Source organism: Bacteroides sp. OF03-11BH, from assembly GCF_003604005.1.
GTDB classification, from domain to species: Bacteria; Bacteroidota; Bacteroidia; order Bacteroidales; family Bacteroidaceae; genus Bacteroides; species Bacteroides ovatus.
Window position 1 is genome coordinate 73,821 of the sequence record NZ_QTMW01000018.1, and the last position, 21,744, is coordinate 95,564.

At 39.7% G+C, this 21,744-nt stretch carries 23 protein-coding genes; 13 read left to right on the top strand and 10 right to left on the bottom strand.

Annotated features, from left to right (window positions below):
• The first annotated feature begins 734 nt into the window (after nucleotides 1-734).
• The 7 genes from DXA54_RS14805 to DXA54_RS14835 all read left to right on the top strand — a co-directional run bounded on the left by DXA54_RS14805 (nucleotide 735) and on the right by DXA54_RS14835 (nucleotide 5,082).
• Nucleotides 735-1,010, top strand: coding sequence for a hypothetical protein (locus DXA54_RS14805; RefSeq protein WP_022199241.1), 276 nt, complete (start codon nucleotides 735-737; stop codon nucleotides 1,008-1,010).
• Nucleotides 997-2,241 (top strand): WG repeat-containing protein, encoded by a 1,245-nt coding sequence (locus tag DXA54_RS14810; RefSeq protein ID WP_022199242.1) that lies wholly within the window; start codon nucleotides 997-999, stop codon nucleotides 2,239-2,241. The genes DXA54_RS14805 and DXA54_RS14810 overlap by 14 nt, the downstream gene beginning before the upstream one ends.
• 4 nt (nucleotides 2,242-2,245) lie before the next feature.
• Nucleotides 2,246-2,647 (top strand): aspartyl protease family protein, encoded by a 402-nt coding sequence (locus DXA54_RS14815; protein WP_004312356.1) that lies wholly within the window; start codon nucleotides 2,246-2,248, stop codon nucleotides 2,645-2,647.
• Entirely contained in the window at nucleotides 2,640-3,026 is a 387-nt protein-coding gene (locus DXA54_RS14820; RefSeq protein ID WP_022199243.1) for a hypothetical protein, read from the top strand. Before DXA54_RS14815 ends, DXA54_RS14820 begins: the two co-directional genes overlap by 8 nt.
• 188 nt (nucleotides 3,027-3,214) lie before the next feature.
• Nucleotides 3,215-3,820, top strand: a complete 606-nt coding sequence (locus DXA54_RS14825) for a hypothetical protein (RefSeq protein WP_022199244.1) — start codon at nucleotides 3,215-3,217, stop codon at nucleotides 3,818-3,820.
• A 649-nt stretch (nucleotides 3,821-4,469) separates the two neighbouring features.
• Entirely contained in the window at nucleotides 4,470-4,703 is a 234-nt protein-coding gene (locus DXA54_RS14830) for a PspC domain-containing protein (protein ID WP_004300799.1), read from the top strand.
• A gap of 1 nt (nucleotide 4,704) precedes the next feature.
• The gene (locus tag DXA54_RS14835) at nucleotides 4,705-5,082 is read left to right on the top strand and encodes a VOC family protein (RefSeq protein WP_004311379.1); all 378 of its coding nucleotides are present in this window, start codon (nucleotides 4,705-4,707) and stop codon (nucleotides 5,080-5,082) included.
• On the opposite strand, the gene DXA54_RS14840 is transcribed toward DXA54_RS14835, so the two are convergent.
• Nucleotides 5,074-6,939, bottom strand: a complete 1,866-nt coding sequence (locus DXA54_RS14840) for a DNA polymerase III subunit gamma/tau (protein WP_004311380.1) — start codon at nucleotides 6,937-6,939, stop codon at nucleotides 5,074-5,076. The genes DXA54_RS14835 and DXA54_RS14840 overlap by 9 nt on opposite strands.
• Nucleotides 6,940-7,095: 156 nt before the next feature.
• Between DXA54_RS14840 and DXA54_RS14845 the strand changes: the two genes are divergently transcribed.
• Together DXA54_RS14845 and DXA54_RS14850 are read left to right on the top strand one after the other, a co-directional pair.
• The gene (locus DXA54_RS14845) at nucleotides 7,096-7,392 is read left to right on the top strand and encodes an FtsB family cell division protein (RefSeq protein WP_004300802.1); all 297 of its coding nucleotides are present in this window, start codon (nucleotides 7,096-7,098) and stop codon (nucleotides 7,390-7,392) included.
• Nucleotides 7,393-7,395: 3 nt separating this feature from the next.
• Nucleotides 7,396-7,737 (top strand): hypothetical protein, encoded by a 342-nt coding sequence (locus DXA54_RS14850; RefSeq protein WP_008774759.1) that lies wholly within the window; start codon nucleotides 7,396-7,398, stop codon nucleotides 7,735-7,737.
• Between the two features lie 100 nt (nucleotides 7,738-7,837).
• Here the strand turns inward: DXA54_RS14850 and DXA54_RS14855 are convergent, their stop codons facing one another.
• Both DXA54_RS14855 and DXA54_RS14860 read right to left on the bottom strand, forming a co-directional pair.
• Nucleotides 7,838-8,440, bottom strand: a complete 603-nt coding sequence (locus DXA54_RS14855) for an OmpH family outer membrane protein (RefSeq protein ID WP_004300804.1) — start codon at nucleotides 8,438-8,440, stop codon at nucleotides 7,838-7,840.
• 27 nt (nucleotides 8,441-8,467) lie between these two features.
• Nucleotides 8,468-8,701, bottom strand: a complete 234-nt coding sequence (locus DXA54_RS14860) for a hypothetical protein (protein ID WP_004300805.1) — start codon at nucleotides 8,699-8,701, stop codon at nucleotides 8,468-8,470.
• A 133-nt stretch (nucleotides 8,702-8,834) separates the two neighbouring features.
• Between DXA54_RS14860 and DXA54_RS14865 the strand changes: the two genes are divergently transcribed.
• Nucleotides 8,835-10,295, top strand: coding sequence for an aminoacyl-histidine dipeptidase (locus DXA54_RS14865; protein WP_004300806.1), 1,461 nt, complete (start codon nucleotides 8,835-8,837; stop codon nucleotides 10,293-10,295).
• Nucleotides 10,276-11,475, top strand: a complete 1,200-nt coding sequence (locus DXA54_RS14870) for an endonuclease (protein WP_004300807.1) — start codon at nucleotides 10,276-10,278, stop codon at nucleotides 11,473-11,475. Before DXA54_RS14865 ends, DXA54_RS14870 begins: the two co-directional genes overlap by 20 nt.
• A 275-nt stretch (nucleotides 11,476-11,750) precedes the next feature.
• On the opposite strand, the gene DXA54_RS14875 is transcribed toward DXA54_RS14870, so the two are convergent.
• A complete protein-coding gene (locus tag DXA54_RS14875; protein ID WP_120079875.1) occupies nucleotides 11,751-12,158 on the bottom strand; it encodes a lipocalin family protein in 408 nt (135 codons plus the stop codon).
• 415 nt (nucleotides 12,159-12,573) lie between these two features.
• On the opposite strand from DXA54_RS14875, the gene DXA54_RS14880 reads away from it, so the two are divergent.
• Both DXA54_RS14880 and DXA54_RS14885 read left to right on the top strand, forming a co-directional pair.
• Nucleotides 12,574-13,062, top strand: a complete 489-nt coding sequence (locus tag DXA54_RS14880; protein WP_165863248.1) for a Panacea domain-containing protein — start codon at nucleotides 12,574-12,576, stop codon at nucleotides 13,060-13,062.
• Nucleotides 13,055-13,492, top strand: a complete 438-nt coding sequence (locus DXA54_RS14885) for a hypothetical protein (protein ID WP_120079879.1) — start codon at nucleotides 13,055-13,057, stop codon at nucleotides 13,490-13,492. Before DXA54_RS14880 ends, DXA54_RS14885 begins: the two co-directional genes overlap by 8 nt.
• Before the next feature lie 28 nt (nucleotides 13,493-13,520).
• On the opposite strand, the gene DXA54_RS28220 is transcribed toward DXA54_RS14885, so the two are convergent.
• From DXA54_RS28220 to DXA54_RS14910, 6 genes are all read right to left on the bottom strand, one after another.
• Nucleotides 13,521-13,679 carry a hypothetical protein gene (locus tag DXA54_RS28220; protein WP_165863249.1) on the bottom strand — a complete coding sequence of 53 codons (159 nt, stop codon included), beginning with the start codon at nucleotides 13,677-13,679 and terminating at the stop codon, nucleotides 13,521-13,523.
• A 5-nt stretch (nucleotides 13,680-13,684) separates the two neighbouring features.
• Nucleotides 13,685-14,599, bottom strand: coding sequence for an IS1595 family transposase (locus DXA54_RS14890; protein ID WP_120079881.1), 915 nt, complete (start codon nucleotides 14,597-14,599; stop codon nucleotides 13,685-13,687).
• A 203-nt stretch (nucleotides 14,600-14,802) separates the two neighbouring features.
• On the bottom strand, nucleotides 14,803-15,102 hold the full coding sequence (locus DXA54_RS28225; RefSeq protein ID WP_165863250.1) for a hypothetical protein: 300 nt from the start codon (nucleotides 15,100-15,102) through the stop codon (nucleotides 14,803-14,805).
• A gap of 218 nt (nucleotides 15,103-15,320) precedes the next feature.
• Nucleotides 15,321-16,496, bottom strand: coding sequence for a mechanosensitive ion channel family protein (locus DXA54_RS14900; RefSeq protein WP_004311434.1), 1,176 nt, complete (start codon nucleotides 16,494-16,496; stop codon nucleotides 15,321-15,323).
• A gap of 141 nt (nucleotides 16,497-16,637) precedes the next feature.
• Nucleotides 16,638-18,455, bottom strand: coding sequence for an alpha-L-fucosidase (locus tag DXA54_RS14905; protein WP_120079885.1), 1,818 nt, complete (start codon nucleotides 18,453-18,455; stop codon nucleotides 16,638-16,640).
• A 144-nt stretch (nucleotides 18,456-18,599) separates the two neighbouring features.
• Nucleotides 18,600-21,686 (bottom strand): glycoside hydrolase family 2 TIM barrel-domain containing protein, encoded by a 3,087-nt coding sequence (locus DXA54_RS14910; RefSeq protein WP_207903503.1) that lies wholly within the window; start codon nucleotides 21,684-21,686, stop codon nucleotides 18,600-18,602.
• Between the last annotated feature and the right edge of the window lie 58 nt (nucleotides 21,687-21,744).

Consider the following 21,744-nt stretch of genomic DNA (forward strand, 5'->3'; position numbering starts at 1 on the left):
ACAGGATAGAGGGAAGTGCTGCTATAATAACTTAACCACTTGAGGTTCGGTGAAGTATGTAAACATGAATTGTAGCAATAGTTAGTAAGTTAGACTAAATTAAATGTTGATTGAATTATGTGTGAGATTATCTTGATTCTGGTAGGGTTTGTCCTCACCAGTATGATACTTAAGGATTAAGAGGTTATATGCCTCTTACTATGTGATTTTATTGTTGTTGATAGCCCTAGTTCTGTAATGGACTGGGGCTTTAACTAGTGTATATATGACAGCATTGGATATGATATTACAGTGGCTAATATTGATAGTTACTGGTGCTCTATTTATCAATTTAGCATATAGAAAGTAAATAATTAAGCTTACCTTTGTACAATAAGGATATAGCCTGCACCTATGGTACTAATATGCTTTGAAACCTATTAAATTATGGCAGTCAAATGATGAAGTATTACTGGAAAGTTCTATCTTTGCAACAGTATTAATTAAATGACAACTAATGAAATAGAAGTTTAACAAGACATATTAGAAAAGAAGTGTTTGCTTCTTACTTGTGACAGTCCTAAAATTACCACCTTGAAGACTAACAATCACAGCAGTAAGTAGTGGATACTCATACCATTAGGTGTGGGCTTCCCTTATATTGTGTGATTGTAGGTATGTGGTAATACCTTGGACTCCCAATAAGGTTAGGCTCACACTTTCTTTTTGTAGTATGCTACAAAAGGAAATTTATTATGGAAAGAATTTTGATTACAGAAGAGTTAACAGCCTTTCTTAACTCTATGCCAGTAGTGAATGTTGATAATATTCCAATAACACATTCACTAATTATTCGAGATTTGTCAGAACTATCACTTGCAAACGATGAAAGTAATCCAACTCATAATAGTTACATAGCTATTACTAAAACTGGCTATGGTTATCCTTTTACTTGCAATATCAATCAAATTAATCAAATGCTATCTTTTATTATAGATGACATAAATCAAAGAATAAATGAAAAATTATAGTTCCTATTTATTATTAATATGGTGTACTTTAGTACTATGTTCATGTAGTCAAGTCCCCACAAATTTATATCCTATATATAAAAATGGAAAATATGGATACATTGATAGCTTAGGTAATGAAGTTATAAAGCCACAATACTTATATGCCTCATATTTTAATGAAGGAATAGCATTAATTATTGTTGATACCACTTGTGTTATACTTTCCGATACTCTCACGAGTAAGAAGGCTTCATCATTTATTAATCTACTATCTGAACAAAAGAAGATTAGATACAAATATGGATATATCTCATTAGATAATAAATTAGCTATTGACACAACTCTAATTTATGAATTTGAAAATATTGAGAATGATTGGAATAGTATAAAAGAACTAATATCAAAAGGTAAACAACTAAATTTACAATGGTTAAGCTGTTCTGATGATAGGATTTTATACCAAGACAGCATAACGAAATTATTTGGTTATATGAATTCTAAAGGAGAAACTATTATCACTCCCCAATACAAGGATGGATATCAATTTACTGAAGGATTAGCCGCTGTTCAGGTTTTAAATAAAGGTCTAAGAGATTCACCTAAATGGGGATATATTGATATTAATGGTAATCTTGTTATTGAAAGTAAATACTCTTCTGCATCCACTTTTAGAGAAAGTAAGGCTATTGTTGAATTCAGAGAGATGAAAAGGAGAGATGATGGCAAATTTAGTTTTACTAAGTCTTCCATTATCATCAATAAATCAGGTAAAATTATAGGTACTCCCTTCAACATGACTACAACAATTTATCCCTATAATGATGGAATTGCTTGTACTTATAATCATCTTGGAAAACTAAATTTAGGTTATAATTTCATTGACGAGAATGGCAACTATCTAATAGATGGCACATTAATAGATATAACAAGATTTGGCAATGGTTATGCAGGAGTAAAAATAGATAGTACTAATTGGGTATTTGTTGATAAAAGAATGAATATTATATCAGAAGAATATGAAGAAGTAAAACCATTTAACGAGAACTATGCGGCTATTAAAAAAGACAATCTTTGGGGGTATATAGATACTACCTTTCAGGTAAAGATTCCATGTAAATATGACAATTGCTCTTCCTTCAAAAAAGGATTGGCTTCCTTCGAAATTAAAAGAGAAGCATTAATGATTGAAGGATATATCAATAAGAGAGGAGAAGTCGTTTGGCAGAAAGAATATTCCAACTGGGACTAACATTATGTACTCTATAATAAATGGTTTAAATAAAGTACAACTTCCTATTATCCATGTGAAAATAGAAAATAAATACCTTTGTTTCATCTTGGATACTGGAAGCACCTGTAGCCTGATAGACAGTACTGTAGTAGAATATTTCAAGGATATAGTAGAACCAGTTGGTGACTATTATATCAGTGGAATAGAAGGAACTAAGCATAAGGTAGATATGGTTGCTCTACCTTTCACTTTTGAAGGTCAGGTTTATAAGCCCAAGTTCTGTGTAAGACCCTTACTTGATACCTTTAAAGGCATTGAAGATGAAAGTGGCATACAGGTACATGGCTTGCTTGGAACTGACTTTCTACTGGAGAACAAGTGGGTGATTAATTTCAACAAACTAATAGTAAGCAATTATGAATAAAATAAGAAAAACAATACTCCTTATAATATTAGCAATAGGATTTGTAGTAACAGCAATTATACTATATAACCATCAGGGGTCATCAGATACTCAAAATTATATAGCTAAAATAGTACCTCTTGAAATAAAGTATATAGTAGATCTAAGTTCTGTTGAAAATAAAGGGTATAAACTCTCATATATGGATTATAAAAGTCCTGAACTTACAGCTAGAGTTATTATAGATAATGCCAGAGATTATATAATGCTATTTATGGAAAAGAATAACTATGATGAGGGTGACTTTCATCCAAAAGTATCACTATTTAATGAGTATTCTCCAGTGCTTATAATAACAAGAGACAACAAGGTGTATCTTAAAATGAAGAAAAAAGAATAATTATGAAAGCAATAAGACTTATGTTATGGTTATCCTTACCATTATAGCTACATCTCATCTATAGAGAAGGTGTTCTAAATAAATAGAAGTGTAATGTTGGATAAATCAGACTGATTTACTACATTTGCATCAACCACTTTAACAGATTAAAGTATGGAAAGAACCTATATTAATGAATTCCACAAGCAATGGATAGAGAGCACTCTCAAGTCAATAACCTCTTGGCAGAAGCAACCAATCTCATTAGAAGAGAAAAAGAAGCAACAGGAAATGTTGAACCAGCAGAAGGCTATAAGAGAAGGCAAATTGAAGAGCTAAAACTATTTGCTACTCAACATAACTTATGGATTAACATTAACTCTCTCCCTTTATCTTACCTTAGTAAAGGGGGAGAAAATGAAGTATTCACAGGGCATGAAGATGTTGTATTCAAATTAAACAACTTTGAGTATGCAGGTGAAGACCTTGAGAACTTCTTCATTAGGATAGAAGCTCATAACCTATTCTTTAGCAATGTCACTTATCAGATGATTGGCTTTGCTTATAACAGTCAATATGAGTTTTGTGCTGTGTTAGTTCAACCTTATGTCAGAGCTAAAAGAGAAGCTACAGAGGAAGAAATAGCAGAACACATGCAAGCATTAGGCTTTGAAATGGTCTATGAGGATGAATATCACAATGCAGAATATGAGGTTTTTGATGCAGTACCTAATAATGTGCTGTATGGTATTGATGATAAACTCTACTTCATTGATACACAAATCAGATTTAGACCTATTGAGATAACACTTTAAACTGATTTAGTTATGAAACAAAAGGAAGAAACTTAGCACACTCCAAGTGCTATTAGTAGTATGATACTAGCATAGTAGTAATGCAAGAAGAGTTCAACTACAACATAAAGTTAGAGATTGTTTGGAGAACCAAACATATTCACTATATTTGCATCAATCATTAAAATCAAAAGTAATGAAGAAAGCACCTTAGAGTTTAACAGTGATTAGCAGGTAAACCTGTTACACTGACACCATATAAAATGGTGGAGAAGCTAGCCAAATTAGTAGCAATACTATCATGTTGACTAATAGTTGACTAATGAGCTAGCAAGGAGATATTTAACTTGCTGACAGTTGAGACCACTATAAGGCTACTCGTTAAAGATTGTGGTTCTGAATGTCGCCGGTTCGAGTCCGGTCTTCCACCCAACAAAAACCCTTGTAAGTTAAATACTTATGAGGGTTTTCTGCTTTCAGGAAATAGGCATCTTAGAGAGCAAATCATGCTAAATCCTACCTAATATTCCTTGTTGTTGGTCTATTGTTGACCCCCAATTAAGTAAGTTAAAATGCTAACAAATAATACATAAATCTTTCCGTTTAACCCATAAACCAAATATATTCTCTATATTTGTGTAGCATTTGCATTAAAAGAACATAGTATATCATGGAAAATGAAAAGAAATTAACCCGCTCTTCCAATCGAATGATTGCAGGTGTATGTGCCGGAATAGCCGAATATTTCGGATGGGATGCTACTTTATTGAGAATAGTATATATATTGGCTACATTCTTCACTGCTTTCGCCGGAGTGATTATATATATTATCTTGTGGATTGTCATGCCGGGAAGAAAACCTTCAGACGGATATGAAGACCGCATGAATCAACGCCTACATTGATATGAAAATCAAGAATATCGACCATATCGTCATACCGGTGTCCGATATAGATAAAAGCCTACATTTCTACACAGAAGTCCTGGGAATGGAAGCCGATACAAGCAACCAACGCTTTGCCGTCAAGTTCGGTAATCAGAAAATCAATCTTCACGTAGGAAAAGCACAGTTCCTTCCTACTGCCAAGCATCCTGCTTTCGGAAGTGCGGACATCTGTTTACTTACAGAAGGAAACATAGAGGAAATAAAAGTCGAAGTAGAATCCAAAGGAATAGAAATAGAAGTCGGTATAGTCCAGCGTCAAGGTGCGCAGGGTGCCATCCGGAGTATTTATTTCAGAGATCCGGATGGTAATCTGATAGAAGTAAGTACATTAATATAATTCCAGCCCGAACTCATCTTTCAGTTGCATCAATGCCTGATTCTTTTGAGCCATCATCTGGAATTTCTCGACACGTCCCACAGGACGTACTGTTTCTGTTGCCTCACTTACCCGCACTGTCATCATCACTTTACTGTTCTTCAGTCTGCCGCGAAGATAATCCTGCAATTCGGGAATCAAAGCTGTAAAATCCTTTGCAGCAAACTCATTATCAACCACCACTTCAAAAGTAGTTGAGTTGTTAAGCAACGCCGGACGGAGCATCTGCATACGTTTTGCAAGAGCATCCTGTTCTTTCGGCAACTGGCCGGCATACTCCTGCCAATAATAATTCAAATCCCGGTCATTGAACATAAAATCCTCTTCCGGTTGTTGCACCTTAGGAACATAAGTTGTAGCCGCATTCTGCGATACTTGGTCACGCTGCGGATTCTTGATAGATACCCCCAAGCTGGACATCTTCATCACGGGAATTTTTCGTTCTTCCTTGGCAGTCTGAGCAACTCCCGCTCCTTGTGACGGAGCAGACGAAGCCGCACCAGGAGAAGCCGGTGCTCCCGGTTGCACAGCCGCAGAAGCCTGCGGATGCTGGGCAGTAGTGCCATTAGCAGCCTGTGTTGTAACTGAAGACGGAGACGAATGAACTGGAGCCTGCTGAACCTGAGTGCCAGAAGCTACCTGCGGCTGCTGTGCTGCGGCAGGCTGAGTGAATACGGGTTTTATAGTCTTCTTAGGGCCACGCCCACCACTCACGTCATCCCCCTCGGTGGTAAGCTGTGCAACCTGTATCAAGGTCAGTTCTACCAGCAAACGCTTATTTTTGCTGATGCGGTAATTCAAATCGCACTCATTACACAGCTTCATAGCCCGGTACAAGAAAGGTAACGGACATTTCTGCGCCTGTTCCTGATAACGTTGGCGTATGCTCGCTCCCACTTCCAGTAAAGGCAATGTCACCGGGTCTTTCCCGACCAACAAGTCACGGAAATGAGACGACAATCCGGTAATAAAGTGACTTCCGTCAAAACCTTTATTCAATATATCATTGAAAAGCAACAATGCGTCGCTCACCTTGTTTTCGAGGAAGCAATCCGTCAGACGGAAATAATATTCATAATCAAGTACGTTCAGATTATCAATCACACTCTTATAGGTGATATTTCCTCCGGTGAAACTAACCACCTGATCGAAGATAGACAATGCATCACGCATACCACCGTCCGCCTTCATGGCTATCACGTTCAGCGCTTCCGGCTCTGCCGTGATTCCTTCTTTCGAAGCAACATACGACAGATGATTCACCGTATCTTCCACGCTTATCCGGTTAAAGTCATAAATCTGACAACGTGAAAGAATGGTAGGAAGAATCTTATGCTTCTCCGTCGTAGCCAGAATAAAAATCGCATGACGGGGAGGTTCTTCCAGCGTTTTCAGGAACGCATTGAAAGCAGATGCCGAGAGCATGTGCACCTCGTCGATGATATATACCTTATACTTACCAATCTGTGGCGGGATACGCACTTGCTCCACCAACTGGCGAATGTCATCCACCGAGTTATTAGAAGCAGCATCGAGTTCGTGAATATTATATGACCGCTGTTCGTTGAAAGCTACACATGACTCACACTGATTGCAAGCCTCTCCGTCAGCGGTAGGCGTCATACAATTAATGGTTTTGGCAAAGATACGCGCGCAAGTCGTTTTTCCTACCCCGCGCGGTCCGCAAAACAAATAAGCATGAGCCAGTTTTTGGGTAGCAATTGCATTTTTCAGCGTAGTAGTCAACGCCCGCTGTCCCACCACCGATTCGAACGTGGACGGACGGTATTTACGGGCTGAAACAATATAGTTTTCCATATCCGGGATTCTCTCTGTTTTTGAAATTTCGCTTATTCTGCAAATGTACACAAAAAAAGTGATAAGTAATAAGGGATAAAGAGAGAAGTTTTGAAGCCGAAGCGATAAGTTTTTAAGTTATTAGTTTTATCTTTGCAGATATTAAAAGGAGAAATTATGGGTAAACTAATCAGTATCTGGAGTTTCATATGCAGACGCAAGTACCTCATTACGGTCGTTGCATTTGCTGTTATCATTGGCTTTCTGGACGAGAACAGCCTGGTTCGTCGTTTCGGATATGAACGGGAAATCAGCCAGTTGAAAGAAGAGATAGAAAAGTACCGGGCAGATTACGAAGAGAACACCAAACGTCTCAACGAAATAAGTACCAATCCGGACGCCATCGAACAGATCGCCCGTGAAAAGTATCTGATGAAGAAACCCAACGAAGATATTTACGTTTTTGAAGATTAAAGAATGAAACAATTAGTACCCGCCCTTTTCACCGCAGGCGCCATAATGGCTCTCACCGGAGCAGCTGTGTTTATTACCGGATGGATATACGCTCCTTACATATATACTGTTGGAGCCGGATGTATCGCATTGGCACAAGTGAACACACCCGTCAAAGGAAAGAGCAAAACATTGAAACGCCTGCGTATTCAGCAGATATTCGGCGCACTGGCACTTATCCTGACCGGAGCCTTTATGTTTACCACACGAGGCAATGAATGGATTGCCTGCCTCACAGTTGCTGCCATCCTCGAACTTTACACCGCTTTCCGTATTCCACAGGAAGAAGAAAAAGAAAGGTCATAAAAAAAGCCCGTTCATAGCTTTTCAGTCTTGAACAGGCATCACTTTTTTTAATTCGATACTGTTCCGTCCTTTTATAAAGAACGGAACAGTTTTATATCATTTATTTCTTCACAGGTGAATATCTTGCATTCAACCCGTCAACAATTTCTTTTGTAATATTGAAAGTGCTGTCAGCATAAAGCAGGTTATCGAAACCAGTGTTGCTGAAGATCAGGCTATATCCGTGAGTCTTATTATATTCTTTCAGGAAAGCGTTGATAGAATCGCGGAACTGCAAGCTATTCTTGTTGTTCTCTTCCATCAAACCATTCTGAAGTTTGTTGCTCAACTCTTGCAAATCTTGTTCCAACTTCACCAGACGGTTGTACTCTTGCTGCGCTCTATCTTGTGACAGGAAAGCATTGTTTTCAACTTTCTTCTGAAAATCTTGCTTTTCCTTGTTCAAAGAGGTAGCCTTCTGATTCAATGTCATACGAACGTTTTCGCTCTTCTTTACCATCGCCTCATTCAAGTCAATACAGAAATTGTATTTGGCAAGCAGCGTATCTATTTCAACATAGGCAATTTTCATTCCTGACAGTTCGGCATTAGCCTGAGCCGGAGCATTGGTAGTTTGATTGTCAGTTTTGCCAGCACATTGTGAAAATAAAACGATAAACGCAAGAGCAGCCAAACCGTTCATGAGGTAGTTCATTCTATTCATAATTAATAAGTATTGTTTTTAATAAATTTAATTCATACTATCGTTCAAGGCTTTTTCCAACTCGTTAATAGAAAAACGCGGCTTCTTTTGTGCTTCGCGATCTTGCGACTGTGCGCATCCGATTCCTTTCTGACGCAACGCTTTATTCCCACTCACGTGACCATTCGGGAACTTCCCACCCTTCGTAAAGAATACTTTCACCCCTAATAATACCAGGGAAATAGCAACTATTAACAAAGTTATCAGTATAGTCTCAACCATTTCTATTAATTTTGTGAGTGCAAAGATAGGCTTTAATGAGATATGAGTTCAGATAAGTCAATCAAATTAACCATATTTAGCAATAGAAGAAGCGAAAACAACCCTTCTATTCCTATTATAAAATAGAAACAGCATGGAAAAAAAAGACTTAAAGCCGGCTGGCGTATTCAAGTATTTCGAAGAAATCTGCCAAGTGCCACGCCCTTCGAAGAAGGAAGAGAAAATGATTGCCTACCTGAAGGCATTCGGAGCAAAACATAATCTGGAAACCAAGGTGGACGAAGCCGGCAATGTATTGATTAAAAAGCCCGCTACTCCGGGAAAAGAAAATCTTCAAACCGTCGTTCTGCAATCGCATATCGACATGGTGTGCGAAAAGAATAACGATGTTCAACACGACTTCCTCACCGATCCCATCGAAACGGAAATTGACGGTGAATGGCTGAAAGCCAAAGGCACAACCCTCGGAGCCGACAACGGTATCGGTGTAGCTACCGAGCTGGCTATCCTGGCTGACGACAGCATTGAGCACGGTCCGCTGGAATGCCTGTTTACCGTAGACGAAGAAACCGGACTGACCGGAGCTTTTGCCCTACAAGAAGGTTTTATGAGCGGTGACATCCTTCTGAACCTTGATTCGGAAGATGAAGGAGAAATCTTTATCGGATGTGCCGGAGGTATTGACTCCGTTGCAGAATTTACGTATAAAGAGGTAGAAGTTCCCGCCGGATATTTCTTCTTCAAGGTGGAAGTGAAAGGTTTGAAAGGCGGTCACTCCGGTGGTGACATTCATTTGGGACGGGGCAATGCCAACAAAATACTGAACCGTTTTCTTTCACGCATGGCTGGCAGACATGATCTGTACCTTTGTGAAATCAACGGAGGTAATCTGCGTAACGCTATTCCCCGCGAGGCTTATGCAATTTGTGCAGTTCCCGAAGATGCCAAGCATGATGTCCGCACCGAACTGAATATTTTCACCAGCGAAATGGAAGACGAATTATCTGTTGTAGAACCTGACTTAAAGTTGGTACTCGAATCGGAAGCTCCCCGTAAGATAGCTATCGACCAGGATACCACTACCCGCTTATTAAAAGCTCTGTATGCAGCTCCTCACGGTGTATATGCTATGAGCCAGGATATTCCCGGACTGGTGGAAACGTCTACCAATCTGGCATCTGTCAAGATGAAACCGAATCATATCATCCGTATTGAAACCAGTCAGCGAAGCTCGATACTATCCGCACGCAACGATATGGCGAACACGGTTAGGGCCGTATTCCAACTGGCAGGAGCTAATGTTACGTTCGGTGAAGGTTATCCGGGATGGAAACCGAATCCGCACTCGGCTATCCTCGAAGTGGCAGTCGAATCTTACAAGCGTCTATTTGGTGTAGATGCGAAAGTTAAAGCCATCCATGCAGGATTGGAATGTGGTCTGTTCCTTGATAAATATCCAACGCTGGATATGATCTCTTTCGGACCGACACTGACAGGTGTTCATTCTCCTGACGAACGAATGCTTATTCCTACTGTAGAAAAGTTCTGGAAACACCTGTTGGACATCCTGGCACATGTACCTGCCAAGAAGTAGCGGGCAAATAAGTCAACATAAAGAAGAGTATGGTAACAGTCAAAAAAGAATAGCTGTTATCGTACTCTTTTTTACTATGATTTTATCAGGTGTAAGTTTCCTCGCTCCTTCCAATATCATTGCACAAGAGGTTCACGGCAGACAAGCCTCCTCTCAACAAGAAAGAATCTCTTTCCGTGTTGTAAGTTGGAACATAGAAAACCTGTTCGACACACACCACGACAGTCTGAAGAACGATCATGAATATCTTCCCGATGCGATACGTCATTGGAATTATAGCAGATATAAGAAAAAACTGGCTGATGTTGCCCGTGTAATTACTGCTATTGGCGAATGGAATCCTCCCGCATTAGTTGGATTATGTGAAGTAGAAAATGATACAGTGCTTCGTGACCTTACCCGTCGTTCTCCTTTAAAAGAGCTCAGCTATCGTTATGTAATGACCAACTCCCCTGATTTAAGAGGAATTGACGTAGCCTTGCTTTATCAACGGGATCTATTCAAACTATTATCTTCCCGTTCCATCTCCATTCCTCCGTTTAAGCAGCACCGTCCGACAAGAGATTTGCTACACGTCAGCGGGCTTCTACTGGCGGGAGATACACTCGACGTATTTGTCTGCCACTTCCCCAGCCGTTCGGGTGGAGCCAAAGAATCGGAACCTTATCGTTTATATGTAGCTCACATACTGCGTACGGAAGTCGATAGCATTATGAATATTCGTTCTCATCCGCAAGCCATTATCATGGGGGATTTCAACGATTACCCGACGAATCAGTCCATTCTGAAAATACTGAAAGCCGAAGCGCCTCCTGTTAAAACCAATGACCTAGCTTCAACAACCGACTCCGCCAACGCCTCAACAGTTACCCCCTCCTCACTAAAACTATATCATCTACTTGCCCGAAAAGCAAAATCAAAAAACTTCGGTTCTTACAAATTTCGTGGTGAATGGGGATTACTCGACCACTTGATTGTATCAGGCACGCTATTAAATCAATCAAATCACTTTTTCACTAGCGAAGAAAAAGCAAATGTATGCCTTCTCCCTTTTTTACTGAAAGACGACGAAAAATATGGTGACAAAGAACCTTTCCGCACTTATAAGGGAATGAAATATCAAGGAGGCATCAGTGACCATCTTCCTATCTACACAGACTTTGAATTGATTGTATATTAATTATGGCAAACGATAGTAGCCAATATTATCAGGTTATTACAAATAAAGATAGTCAACCATTATCAGAGGGCAGTAATCACTAAAGTTACACTGCATTGTTTATTATAACTAAAAGTTATACCGGAGGATTTTCCTCCGATATTAATTGGTTGCTAAGATAGCAAATTATTTGCACATATACAACTATTATTTCTTGGTTAAGCCGCGAAATAATGTTACTCCACCCCAAATTATTAGACAAATAATTAATGGTATTGACATTCTTTGCTCTTTTCTTATTTTTTCATGGCTTTTACTTCTAAAGTTTCCCCTGAACCATCCACAGTCATAGATAGTTCTGCAATATTATTTGATAATGATTTAACTTCATACCGTAGATACTCTTTCCCATTTACATAGGTAATAATTGTTTTTCCTTTTGCAGTGTAAGTTCCAGACCCATTTCCAAAATATCCTCTACCAGAATAAGTTCCGTCTGAATTAAACTTAATAGAAAAAGCAAATTTTGTATATGGATATTCAGTTATATTTACCCAACCTCCATTAACATTGATGCTAATACCTTCCCATGAACCATAAAGAGTGTCCATTGGATAATCAAAATCATCATCATCGCTTGAACACGCAGAGAACGTTAAAAACATAGCTGTAAGCAACAGCGTCATACTTAAAAACTTTTTCATAACTTTTTCTTTTTATAGTTAAACATAAAGTGAATAAATCCCTATCCAATTCAGCAATAACCATACGCAAAGTCACAAAAAAAAAGACGTAGTGCTACTGCCATACGTCATCAAGGCTCACCACAAGCCCACTTACTCAATGGCAGCGCACCACGTCAGTATATGACGAAGTACACTTTACCCAACGAGTAAGTTCTCTGATAGCCTTAGTTCTGTTATCCGAGGTGGTGATTCTGATGACGATTAGGCTACACTATTTCTTCCAAAAAATTGGATTTCTCCCCAATTTTTCGTATCTTTAGTGCAAAGATAAGGATTTATTGGTAATTATGTAGTTGGCGATCGCCAATTTTTATTAATGAACGATACATCTTTCGATTTAATTGTTTTAATTTGCAGAAAAAAAGGAGGAAATATGAGAGTTACTTCCAGTTTACAAAAAATAGATTCCGTAATGTTATCAAATTATATATTGAAACATTATGGTCCTATGTCGCATTTGAAATTACAAAAACTATTATTTTATTGCGACGCATATCATCTTTCTTATTTCGATAAAGAACTTATTAGTGATAAATTTGAAGCATGGGTACATGGTCCTGTTAGTCGTAAGGTTTTTGATTCACTTAAAGATAAATCATTATTATATAGTGATATTGAATATATTAATAATGGCGAAGATGTAGACAAAGAATTTACATCATTGTCATCTCTTCAACAAGAACTTTTAAAGGATATTTTGTCTAATCTATCAACGTGGACCGGAACAGAATTAGAAGCATCTACTCATAGTGAAAAACCGTGGCTTGAAGCTAGAATTGGTTATGGAGAAGCTGACCGATGCCATGTACTAATATCAAAAGATACAACTCGTGTTTTCTATAAGAAAGATTTACATGGTTAATTTTCGCAAGGATAAAAAAACATTATTAAATAAGGAAAAGATTAGCGTACAAGACACAACTAAAACGCAAAATTTTAAAATCTCTTTTCAATATTTAGATACTTCACAAAAGTATGCTTCATCATTTAAGGACTGGCAAAAAGCAGGGCTTTTAAGTTCTGCATTAAAGACCTTGCAAGGCTATTGTTGTTCACCTTTATTGGAACAAGTTGATGGGCAAAAATTTGCGATATACGGTTCTTTCCCTAAAAAAGAAAGAACTAAATTTGAATATCCCCAAGGCGTTCCAGAAGATGCTAAGTGGGCTAGGATTCATATACTTAATCGGACTGTAATAATTGGACATGTTGTCGGAGACACCTTTTATGTTGTATTTTTAGATAAAACGCACAAATTTTATCTAACAGGACGAGATGTTAATAAGAAATAATTTTGTTAGGGTATAAAATATGTCCTTTTTACTCTTTTTCAGGATTTTTCTTGCTCATTTCTAACAGCATCTCGTTTAGCGTTTCTTCGGGTATAGTGAGGACGAAGCCTTGTATCTCGTAGATAGGCTTCCTCTTTTTCTTCTCCTTCTTAGGTTTATCTTTCTTTATGTCTTTATTATTTGCCATAATATCTAAGCTGCTGCATATTGCAAAAGTAATTCAATTCTCTCATATTTGCTAATTTTTCGGGTGTTAAATCTGAAAACAAATTCGTCAACGTATCTTTGTAGATACTTCTTGCTGATATGGATATATGTTCCTTTTATAGTTCGTTTAAATACCGACCAAGCGTTTTCTATTCTGTTAGTTGTGATTTCGATTATCTCTCCATCATCAGTAACTAGGATCATTCCGTAGAAATGTTTGCCGTGGTCTACAGACATTTGCGTGTATTTCTTCTCTAGTCCTTTGTAGCTCCAACCATCGGTATAAACTGAACTTCCTACATCAACATTCTTTTTCACAATCGGGACGAGCGTCTTTGCTTGGGTGTTAGGAACAACCTTAGCAAAAAGATTCCCACCTCTTTCAAGTATTCCGAATACAGGAACTTTATCCTTGTAGCTACGTCCTTGACATTTCTCTACTTTCTTATCTTTATGGCGATTAATATTCTTTCCACCTACAAATGTTTCGTCTATTTCGACTTCACCAGATAACTTCTGATTGTTTTCTTTAGCCATTGCAGTTCTTATTCTGTGAAGCATATACCACGCTGTTTTCTGTGGAATATCCAAATCATCTGCTAATTGGTATGAAGATATAGCGTTCTTACGGTTGGCAATCATAATAATAGCGTATAACCAATCTCTCATTCCTAACTTAGAGTTAGCGAAAAACGTACCAGTCCTATAAGTGAAGTACTTCCCGGTATTCTTGCACTTATATTTACCGTTCTTGCATTTGTACACTTTAGATGTTTCATCGAATGGCGAAACCACTCCATTTGCCCATCTTACACTCTCGTAGTATCTGATTGCGCTTTCTTCGTCCGGGAAAGAAGCTCTGAAATCTACGATGCTTTTTCTTTTCCTTCTCTTTTTCATAACGCTTATCTTTTATGTTGCTACAATATAGTAAAATAAACGAGATATGCAAATAAAAATATCATTTTTTGGACATCCTAAATATAACAAGTATATTTGTACAATCTTTAATTCTAAGTTTATGGGAAAGAATGAAAAAACATCGCCCAAAGTGGCTAGTATTGCATCTGAACTTTTAAGGAATCCTAAGACTCCTAAAAAGGTTAAGACGGTGGCGGCTTCTGCTCTGACTCAAACTGCTGACAAGAAAAAGAGCAAGAAGTAACATTTACAATGCAAGCTTTGGGTATTACCATAATTCCATTAGCTTGCATTGGTGTATTATCAGTTTCATCTGCGAAATTATGAGCTAATGAGATTATTTTGTCATTTTCATAAATTACTTTACCGACACTTTTAATAGTAAGAACAGAAGCAGAATAATTAGATATATCTCTCCATCCTGATTCTACTCCATAACTATCTTCCCATTCTATCATTAATATTTCTCCTATCCTATCCATGATTAGTATAACTAAAAGTTATGATAAATCAGCGTGGTGTAACTTTAGTGTTCACTGCCTATCAGAGAAGTACAAACGCCGCTACAGCATACTCTGACAAGAGACTATTCTCACTACGATGAGAAATATAACGCCTCATCATAGCTTCATAAATTAAATTATCAAACAAGAGTTCCGAACTTCTATTTCTCCATGTCCTCTATGATGCAAATGATGAATTAGTCCGAATACTGATAAACCTTCAAATCGAACTTCGGAACCATTGCCAGCAAATGGTCGAAGATATCCGACTGAATACGCTCGTATTCTTTCCAGACCTTATTGCGGGAGAAGAAATAAACCTGAATAGGTACTCCGTACATCGTAGCTTCTTTCTGACTGATAATCAAATCCAACTCCTGATTGACCACAGGCAGACTACACAAATAGCGTTCAATATATACCCTGTACACTTGAGAATTGGTAGGAACGACTCCTTCTTCCGGCTGATAATCCGCCATTAATGGAATTTCTTTCCGGTAACGGTCCAACATTTCCGGAGTACAGAATTGAAGTGTAGTCAAATCCAAAGTTATACTCTTCATCACCCGTCGTCCTCCCGACTGTGTCATTCCCCGCCAATTCTGAAAAGGACTGCTCACTAATGTATAAGGAGGAATAGTGGAAATGGTATTATCAAAATTCTGGATCTTGACTGTATTCAGCGTTATTTCCTGTACAATGCCATTTGCGTCACCGGAAGGAAGCGTCACCCAGTCCCCCGGACGAACCATATCGTTGGCAGAAAGCTGGATACCCGCCACAAAACCTAATATGGAATCTTTGAATACTAACATTAAAATAGCCGCTGAAGCGCCCAAGCCCGCAAACAAAGTAGCCGGAGACTTATTCACGATAATAGCAATGATTACAATCCCGCCAACAAAGAAAAGAAGCACCTGCAACACTTGGATAAAACCTTTCATCGGGCGGTCTTTCATCGACTCTCTTCCGTCATAGATATCCATTATCATCAACAGAATCCCATTTATAGCCAATAGTAAAGAGAAAATAATATAAATGACGCACGCCTTCTGGGAAATCAGCAACAGCTCTTTTCCACGGATAAAAGCCATCGGCAACAACGAATAAACCAGAAAAGCCGGGATGGTATGAATCAAATTATGAAATACCCTACGCTTCATCAACAATGTATTCCATTGATGAGGTTTACGTCTCGTATACTGTTTCATACCTCCAATAAGAATTGCCTGGCAAAGATAATTCAAAACGATAGCAACCACTATCATCAGTAAAGCCATAATAGTCTCATCAAAACGATCGGCAACTGCCGGATCTATTCCCCAATTAATGAGGGTTTTATTCATCCATTTTCCTAAATCTACTACTAACATAACTTCTGTCTTTTTTTATAAATAACAGTAAAATATTCATTTGGTTTAGAAAAAAAGAGACTAGTATCCGATTTATCAAGAATCAAGACACCGGTCTCCACTGCTACTCTCTAAGCATATCATTTTTCGATGAGGGCTCCATCAGGGAATCACCATCACCCCTATTTCATTCATATTTACTTTAGCAACGGTAGCATCAGGTGTAGTGGCCTCCAGTTTAATGAAACGTGCCTGTACTTTCTGACTGAAAGCAACCGTCTGTGGCAACGGATTATGCATAATATTGCTGAACTCTCCACTGGCAGGCACTTCTTTCCAGCTCTTACCATCCATGCTTACAAAGAATTGATAACGGAATGCCATCGTCGGCTTTGCCTCCGCTTTTGAAGGCGCGTACGTGAAACTGCTCAATGTTACCGTCTTCCCCAAATCAATCGTTAATGGAGAAGCAGCAACCTGTTTCCATCCGGAACGCGGCAAATTATTCCAGTCTTCTTTCGTTGTTTCTTCCTGCAAAGGTTCTGCATAATAAGCGGCAACCTGACTAACGTAAGCAGTCAACCGGCACTCGTCTATTCTCACCCGGAGCTTATTGGCATTAACTGCCGGAAAGCGCAACATACGTTTATATCCTATCGTCGTACCTTTTCCTACTTCTTTCCAGCCATTATCCATCAAGGCTTCCACAGTAAAAGCCTCTACCCTCTGCCCTTTCGTTATATCTTCCTGCAACATGACCAGATTGATTTCCGATTTGGACTTCAATGCATAGACAGCCTCACCGCCCGAAGTAGTGCTCCAGTATTTTCTTCCGTTTTTCACCCGGTTGTCAGCAAACGTTTGTTGCCGATAATCAGCAAACTCTTTCAACCGCTTGATATCAGCTTCATGAATCAGTCCCCTCCGGTCAGGTGGAATATTCAACAGGAGCACTGAATTATATCCTACCGACTGGAAATAAATATCTGATAAATGCTTCAAAGATTTCACTTTACCATCTTCCTCCGCATGATAGAACCATCCCGGACGGATAGATACGTCGACTTCCGAAGGATACCAGAATAATTCCGTAGCTTTCTCCAATATCTTACGACTTCCCAAATCCTCTGCTTTACTGAAAACACCCAAACGTTTGTTGTTCTCTTGTGAACGGGCATATATACCGGGAGTCAACACAGTTGCGTTCCATTCCGTTTCACGGCCTACTCCTTTCTCGTTTCCGACCCAGCGGACATCATCCCCCATAATTGCCATCACAGCTTTGGGTTGGAGGCGTTGGATGGTTTGGTAAAAAGCGTCCCAGTCATACACTTGCTTCTTTCCGTTCGGACCTTCTCCATTCGCCCCGTCGAACCAGACTTCATGTACTTCACCATAATTGGTGAGCAATTCCGTCAATTGCCGAATAAAAAAATCATTGTAACGGGGAGAGTCTCCATAACATTTCGCATTCCGGTCCCAGGGAGAAAGATATACTCCAAACTTCATATCATATTTGTCACAGGCAGCACGAAGTTCTTTCACTACATCGCCTTGTCCGTTTTTCCAGGGAGAAGAGGCCACGGAATGTTTGGTAGTAGCCGTTGGCCAAAGGCAGAAACCGTCGTGATGTTTTGCAGTCAGAAGCACCATTTTAAAGCCGGCTTCCTTGAGGGTACGTACCCATTGTTCAGCATCCAGTTCCGAAGGATTAAAGAGCGCGGGATCTTCTTTCCCGTCCCCCCATTCACGTCCGGTAAAGGTGTTGATACCAAAATGAAGGAAAGCTGTTAATTCCATTTGTTGCCAAGCGTATTGCTGTGGAGTAGGTACCAGACGCGCTGCCATATCAACTTTCTGTTCGATAGTTGCACTTTGAGGAAATTCAACATGCTTCACATAGTAATTTTCTTTTTTCTGCGCCTGCGCTCCACTCATGAGAGTAACAGACAATAAAAGAGAGGTTAGTAGTTTATTCATGGTCTATTAATTATTGCAATCGTACAAAGATAAAATAAAGGTGCAGATTTCACGATCCTCATGGAATATTTTCTTACGACATTCCATCCAATCAGTGTAACCCCCACCTTTATATATAATCTAAATAACCTATTGATTTAGTATCTATTTCACCGGATAAAGGGTAAATTCAAAACTCTGTTTCTTTAATGGAACCAAGTATTGCGGTAATACTCCGGGACCACAAGTAGCCGTTCCCACACCTGCCTGTTCAGCATCCAGATGCACTGTCAGCAATCCATCGCGTTCCAGTTCATTGATATGGCGGGCCTTCTCTAATAATACATCCGAAAAAGGAATGATACTAAACTGGAAAGCACGATCCGACTCAACAAAGATACCTTCGCCGGAAGTATCTCCCAACTTCACCCAACGTACATCGGTGCGGTTGCCTGTAGATTGCGGAGCAACATAATAGTGGAACATCCGTTCCGGTGTGGTCTGATATACACCGATTTTACCGGACTGATTGCGGTCAATATAGGTTTCATTATCTCCACGTCCCAAGTAAGAAACCTGATCGTAGGCGTTCGACACACGGAACGTCAATCCTAGGCGTGCCATTGATTTCACAATGGTCGTGTCGGGTTGGAAAGTTGTATGTACTTTCAGTGCACCGTTTCTATCCAGTGAATAAACAAAGTCAGCAATTCCTACCCTTTGCGTTTTTACATTTAGGATTTCTACACGGGCAGTGGTCGAAGTCTTACTTTCCTTCAATGACACTACTTTCTGGGTCAGACAATCCAATCCCGCATCACGCCACAAGCGTGCGCCGTTCTTATCCCGGTTGTCATTATCCGTTGCCGGGCGGTAAAGGCTCAATGTCAGCGGAGTAGCCAATAATTCTTTGCCGTTCAGGTTCAATGAAGTCAGTGCGCCAGTTTGCTTATCAACGGTGAAAGTCGTTTCACCTGCTTTGTGCAGACGGTAGCCTGTGTAGTTCTTATTACCGGCAAATACAAACTGGTCGTATGCCACCTCCCAATCCTTATCTATCATTGAAGAAGCTTCACGACGGGTCCAGCTGATATTCAAATAAGCCTCACGGACTGTATTCGGAAGTTTTACAGCACCCAAAGTAACATCAACAGTAGCGTGCGGTGCACAATCAACCGTTTTTGTACCTTCCGCCAAAATCTTGCCATTATCTGCCGTCACATTCCAGTTCAGTACATACTCATTCAAGTTAGAGAAATCATACCAGTTCTTGACACGGATAGTCAGATTCTTCTGATTCGCCAGCGTTACTTTTATGTTCTGATATACTTTCTTTACTTCGAGCAAATGCGGGTGCGGTTCACGGTTGGCGCCCACCAAACCGTTACAGCAGAAGTTTCCGAAACTTGGAATTCCTTCCGGTCCGTAATCACCGCCATACGTCCAGTACCATTTACCGTTCTTGTCTATTTCGCGGAATGACTGATCCACCCAGTCCCAAACGCAGCCACCTTGTGCCATCGGATTGTTTTCAAATACGTCCCAGTATTCTTTCAGTCCGCCGCAACTGTTGCCCATCGCATGAAGATATTCACAAAGAATGAAAGGGCGGTAGATGTCTTTCTCTTTTACGTATGCTTTGATATCGTCTACACTGCGGTACATACGACAGTAAATATCCGTATTATAGTTCAATTCGGCACGTTCATACTGTACAGGGCGAGTTTTCTCTACCGATTTCAGCCAGTCATAAGTACGTTCGAAGTTAATTCCGTTTCCTGCTTCATTTCCCAATGACCAGATAACGATAGCCGGGTGATTCTTAGAACGTTCATACATCCGGTGAGTACGATCCATGTGTGCAGTCAGCCAGGTACTATCCTTGGCTAGGGAAGCAGGACCATATCCCATTCCGTGAGATTCGATGTTTGCCTCATCAATCATGTACAAACCGTAACGGTCGCAAAGTTGATACCAGCAAGGATGCGTAGGATAATGCGAGTTACGCACCATGTTGATGTTGTGCTGCTTCATCAGTTTGATGTCCAGTTCCATCAGCTCCTTGCTCACGGTACGTCCCAGTTGAGAATGCTCGTGTCGGTTGGTTCCCTTCACCAATACCGGAACGCCGTTGATGCAGAAACGTCCGTCTTTGATTTCCGAGGTACGGAAACCGACTTCACAACCAGTCAGTTCGGTTACCTTGCCTTGTTCATCCTTCAGTTCGAGTATTAATGTGTAAAGATGAGGATGCTCTGCACTCCAAGCCTTTACATCGGGAATATTCTTTTCATCAAACGTGATAAAATTGCTCAATCCGCGGGATTTTATCCGGATAGCATCCTGCAGGACAGCTTTACCATTGGCGTCTTTCAGGGTATAAGCAATAGAAGTAGCTCCAGATATAGCAGAATGTCCCTCTACGGTCACTTCAAGTCCGAAAATACCATCTTTGTATTTCTCTTTTTCTAAAGAAGCATTCAGTTTATAATCCGCAATGTACTGTTTGGGAGTACTGTAAAGATACACGTCACGTTCGATACCACTCAAACGCCACATATCCTGACATTCCAGATAAGCACCCGAACTCCAGCGATACACTTCCAAAGCAACCACATTTTCGCCTTCATTGAGGACATCTGTAATATCCCATTCGGCAGCCGTCTTTGATCCCTGATTATATCCAAGTAATTTTCCATTCACCCATACATAATAGAAAGAAATGACTCCTTCACAACACAGTACTACCCTGCGTCCTTTCCAGTCGGCAGGCACTTTGAAGGTACGTCGGTAGGAGCCGACTTCATTCTCCGCATAAGGCACCAGCGGCGGATTCTTCTTGAAGTTGAACATTTTATCATCAAACTCATACGTTTCGTTGACATAGATAGCCGTGCCATACCCCTGGCGTTCCCAGTTACCGGGCACATTGATATCCGCCCATCCTCCTGTATAATAAGAAGGTTGGTAAAAGTCCTTCGGACGATTATCAGGATTCTTCACCCAATGGAATTTCCACTTTCCATTGAGACTCATATAAAAAGGAGACTGTTCATACCCTCCCGGCTTTTCAATGTCGGAAGCGTTGGCATAAGGCCATACGTATGTGTGAGGAGCGAGCTTGTTCAGTCCCACCGCATACTGGCTTTGCCATTCGGGCAACGGTTGTTGCTGCGCTAAAGTGAAAGTAGCAGTCAGTCCTGACAATAGAACTAAAAGAGTTCGTTTCTTTAAGCTAATATTCATAAGCATGTCATCATAATTGGTTTATATAATAAATTAGGCACAGATTAAGCTGATTGACGCTATT

Excerpts from the sequence above, each read along its gene's own strand:
- DXA54_RS14910 (WP_207903503.1), bottom strand. The coding sequence starts at position 21,686 with ATGCTTATGAATATTAGCTTAAAGAAACGAACTCTTTTAGTTCTATTG.
- DXA54_RS14820 (WP_022199243.1), top strand. The coding sequence starts at position 2,640 with ATGAATAAAATAAGAAAAACAATACTCCTTATAATATTAGCAATAGGA.
- DXA54_RS14810 (WP_022199242.1), top strand. The coding sequence starts at position 997 with ATGAAAAATTATAGTTCCTATTTATTATTAATATGGTGTACTTTAGTA.
- DXA54_RS14825 (WP_022199244.1), top strand. The coding sequence starts at position 3,215 with ATGGATAGAGAGCACTCTCAAGTCAATAACCTCTTGGCAGAAGCAACC.
- DXA54_RS14900 (WP_004311434.1), bottom strand. The coding sequence starts at position 16,496 with ATGTTAGTAGTAGATTTAGGAAAATGGATGAATAAAACCCTCATTAAT.
- DXA54_RS14875 (WP_120079875.1), bottom strand. The coding sequence starts at position 12,158 with ATGAAAAAGTTTTTAAGTATGACGCTGTTGCTTACAGCTATGTTTTTA.
- DXA54_RS14855 (WP_004300804.1), bottom strand. The coding sequence starts at position 8,440 with ATGAATAGAATGAACTACCTCATGAACGGTTTGGCTGCTCTTGCGTTT.
- DXA54_RS14845 (WP_004300802.1), top strand. The coding sequence starts at position 7,096 with ATGGGTAAACTAATCAGTATCTGGAGTTTCATATGCAGACGCAAGTAC.
- DXA54_RS14835 (WP_004311379.1), top strand. The coding sequence starts at position 4,705 with ATGAAAATCAAGAATATCGACCATATCGTCATACCGGTGTCCGATATA.
- DXA54_RS14840 (WP_004311380.1), bottom strand. The coding sequence starts at position 6,939 with ATGGAAAACTATATTGTTTCAGCCCGTAAATACCGTCCGTCCACGTTC.
- DXA54_RS14870 (WP_004300807.1), top strand. The coding sequence starts at position 10,276 with ATGTACCTGCCAAGAAGTAGCGGGCAAATAAGTCAACATAAAGAAGAG.
- DXA54_RS28220 (WP_165863249.1), bottom strand. The coding sequence starts at position 13,679 with ATGGCAAATAATAAAGACATAAAGAAAGATAAACCTAAGAAGGAGAAG.
- DXA54_RS14885 (WP_120079879.1), top strand. The coding sequence starts at position 13,055 with ATGGTTAATTTTCGCAAGGATAAAAAAACATTATTAAATAAGGAAAAG.
- DXA54_RS14850 (WP_008774759.1), top strand. The coding sequence starts at position 7,396 with ATGAAACAATTAGTACCCGCCCTTTTCACCGCAGGCGCCATAATGGCT.
- DXA54_RS14905 (WP_120079885.1), bottom strand. The coding sequence starts at position 18,455 with ATGAATAAACTACTAACCTCTCTTTTATTGTCTGTTACTCTCATGAGT.
- DXA54_RS28225 (WP_165863250.1), bottom strand. The coding sequence starts at position 15,102 with ATGGATAGGATAGGAGAAATATTAATGATAGAATGGGAAGATAGTTAT.
- DXA54_RS14880 (WP_165863248.1), top strand. The coding sequence starts at position 12,574 with ATGAGAGTTACTTCCAGTTTACAAAAAATAGATTCCGTAATGTTATCA.
- DXA54_RS14890 (WP_120079881.1), bottom strand. The coding sequence starts at position 14,599 with ATGAAAAAGAGAAGGAAAAGAAAAAGCATCGTAGATTTCAGAGCTTCT.
- DXA54_RS14805 (WP_022199241.1), top strand. The coding sequence starts at position 735 with ATGGAAAGAATTTTGATTACAGAAGAGTTAACAGCCTTTCTTAACTCT.
- DXA54_RS14860 (WP_004300805.1), bottom strand. The coding sequence starts at position 8,701 with ATGGTTGAGACTATACTGATAACTTTGTTAATAGTTGCTATTTCCCTG.
- DXA54_RS14830 (WP_004300799.1), top strand. The coding sequence starts at position 4,470 with ATGGAAAATGAAAAGAAATTAACCCGCTCTTCCAATCGAATGATTGCA.
- DXA54_RS14815 (WP_004312356.1), top strand. The coding sequence starts at position 2,246 with ATGTACTCTATAATAAATGGTTTAAATAAAGTACAACTTCCTATTATC.
- DXA54_RS14865 (WP_004300806.1), top strand. The coding sequence starts at position 8,835 with ATGGAAAAAAAAGACTTAAAGCCGGCTGGCGTATTCAAGTATTTCGAA.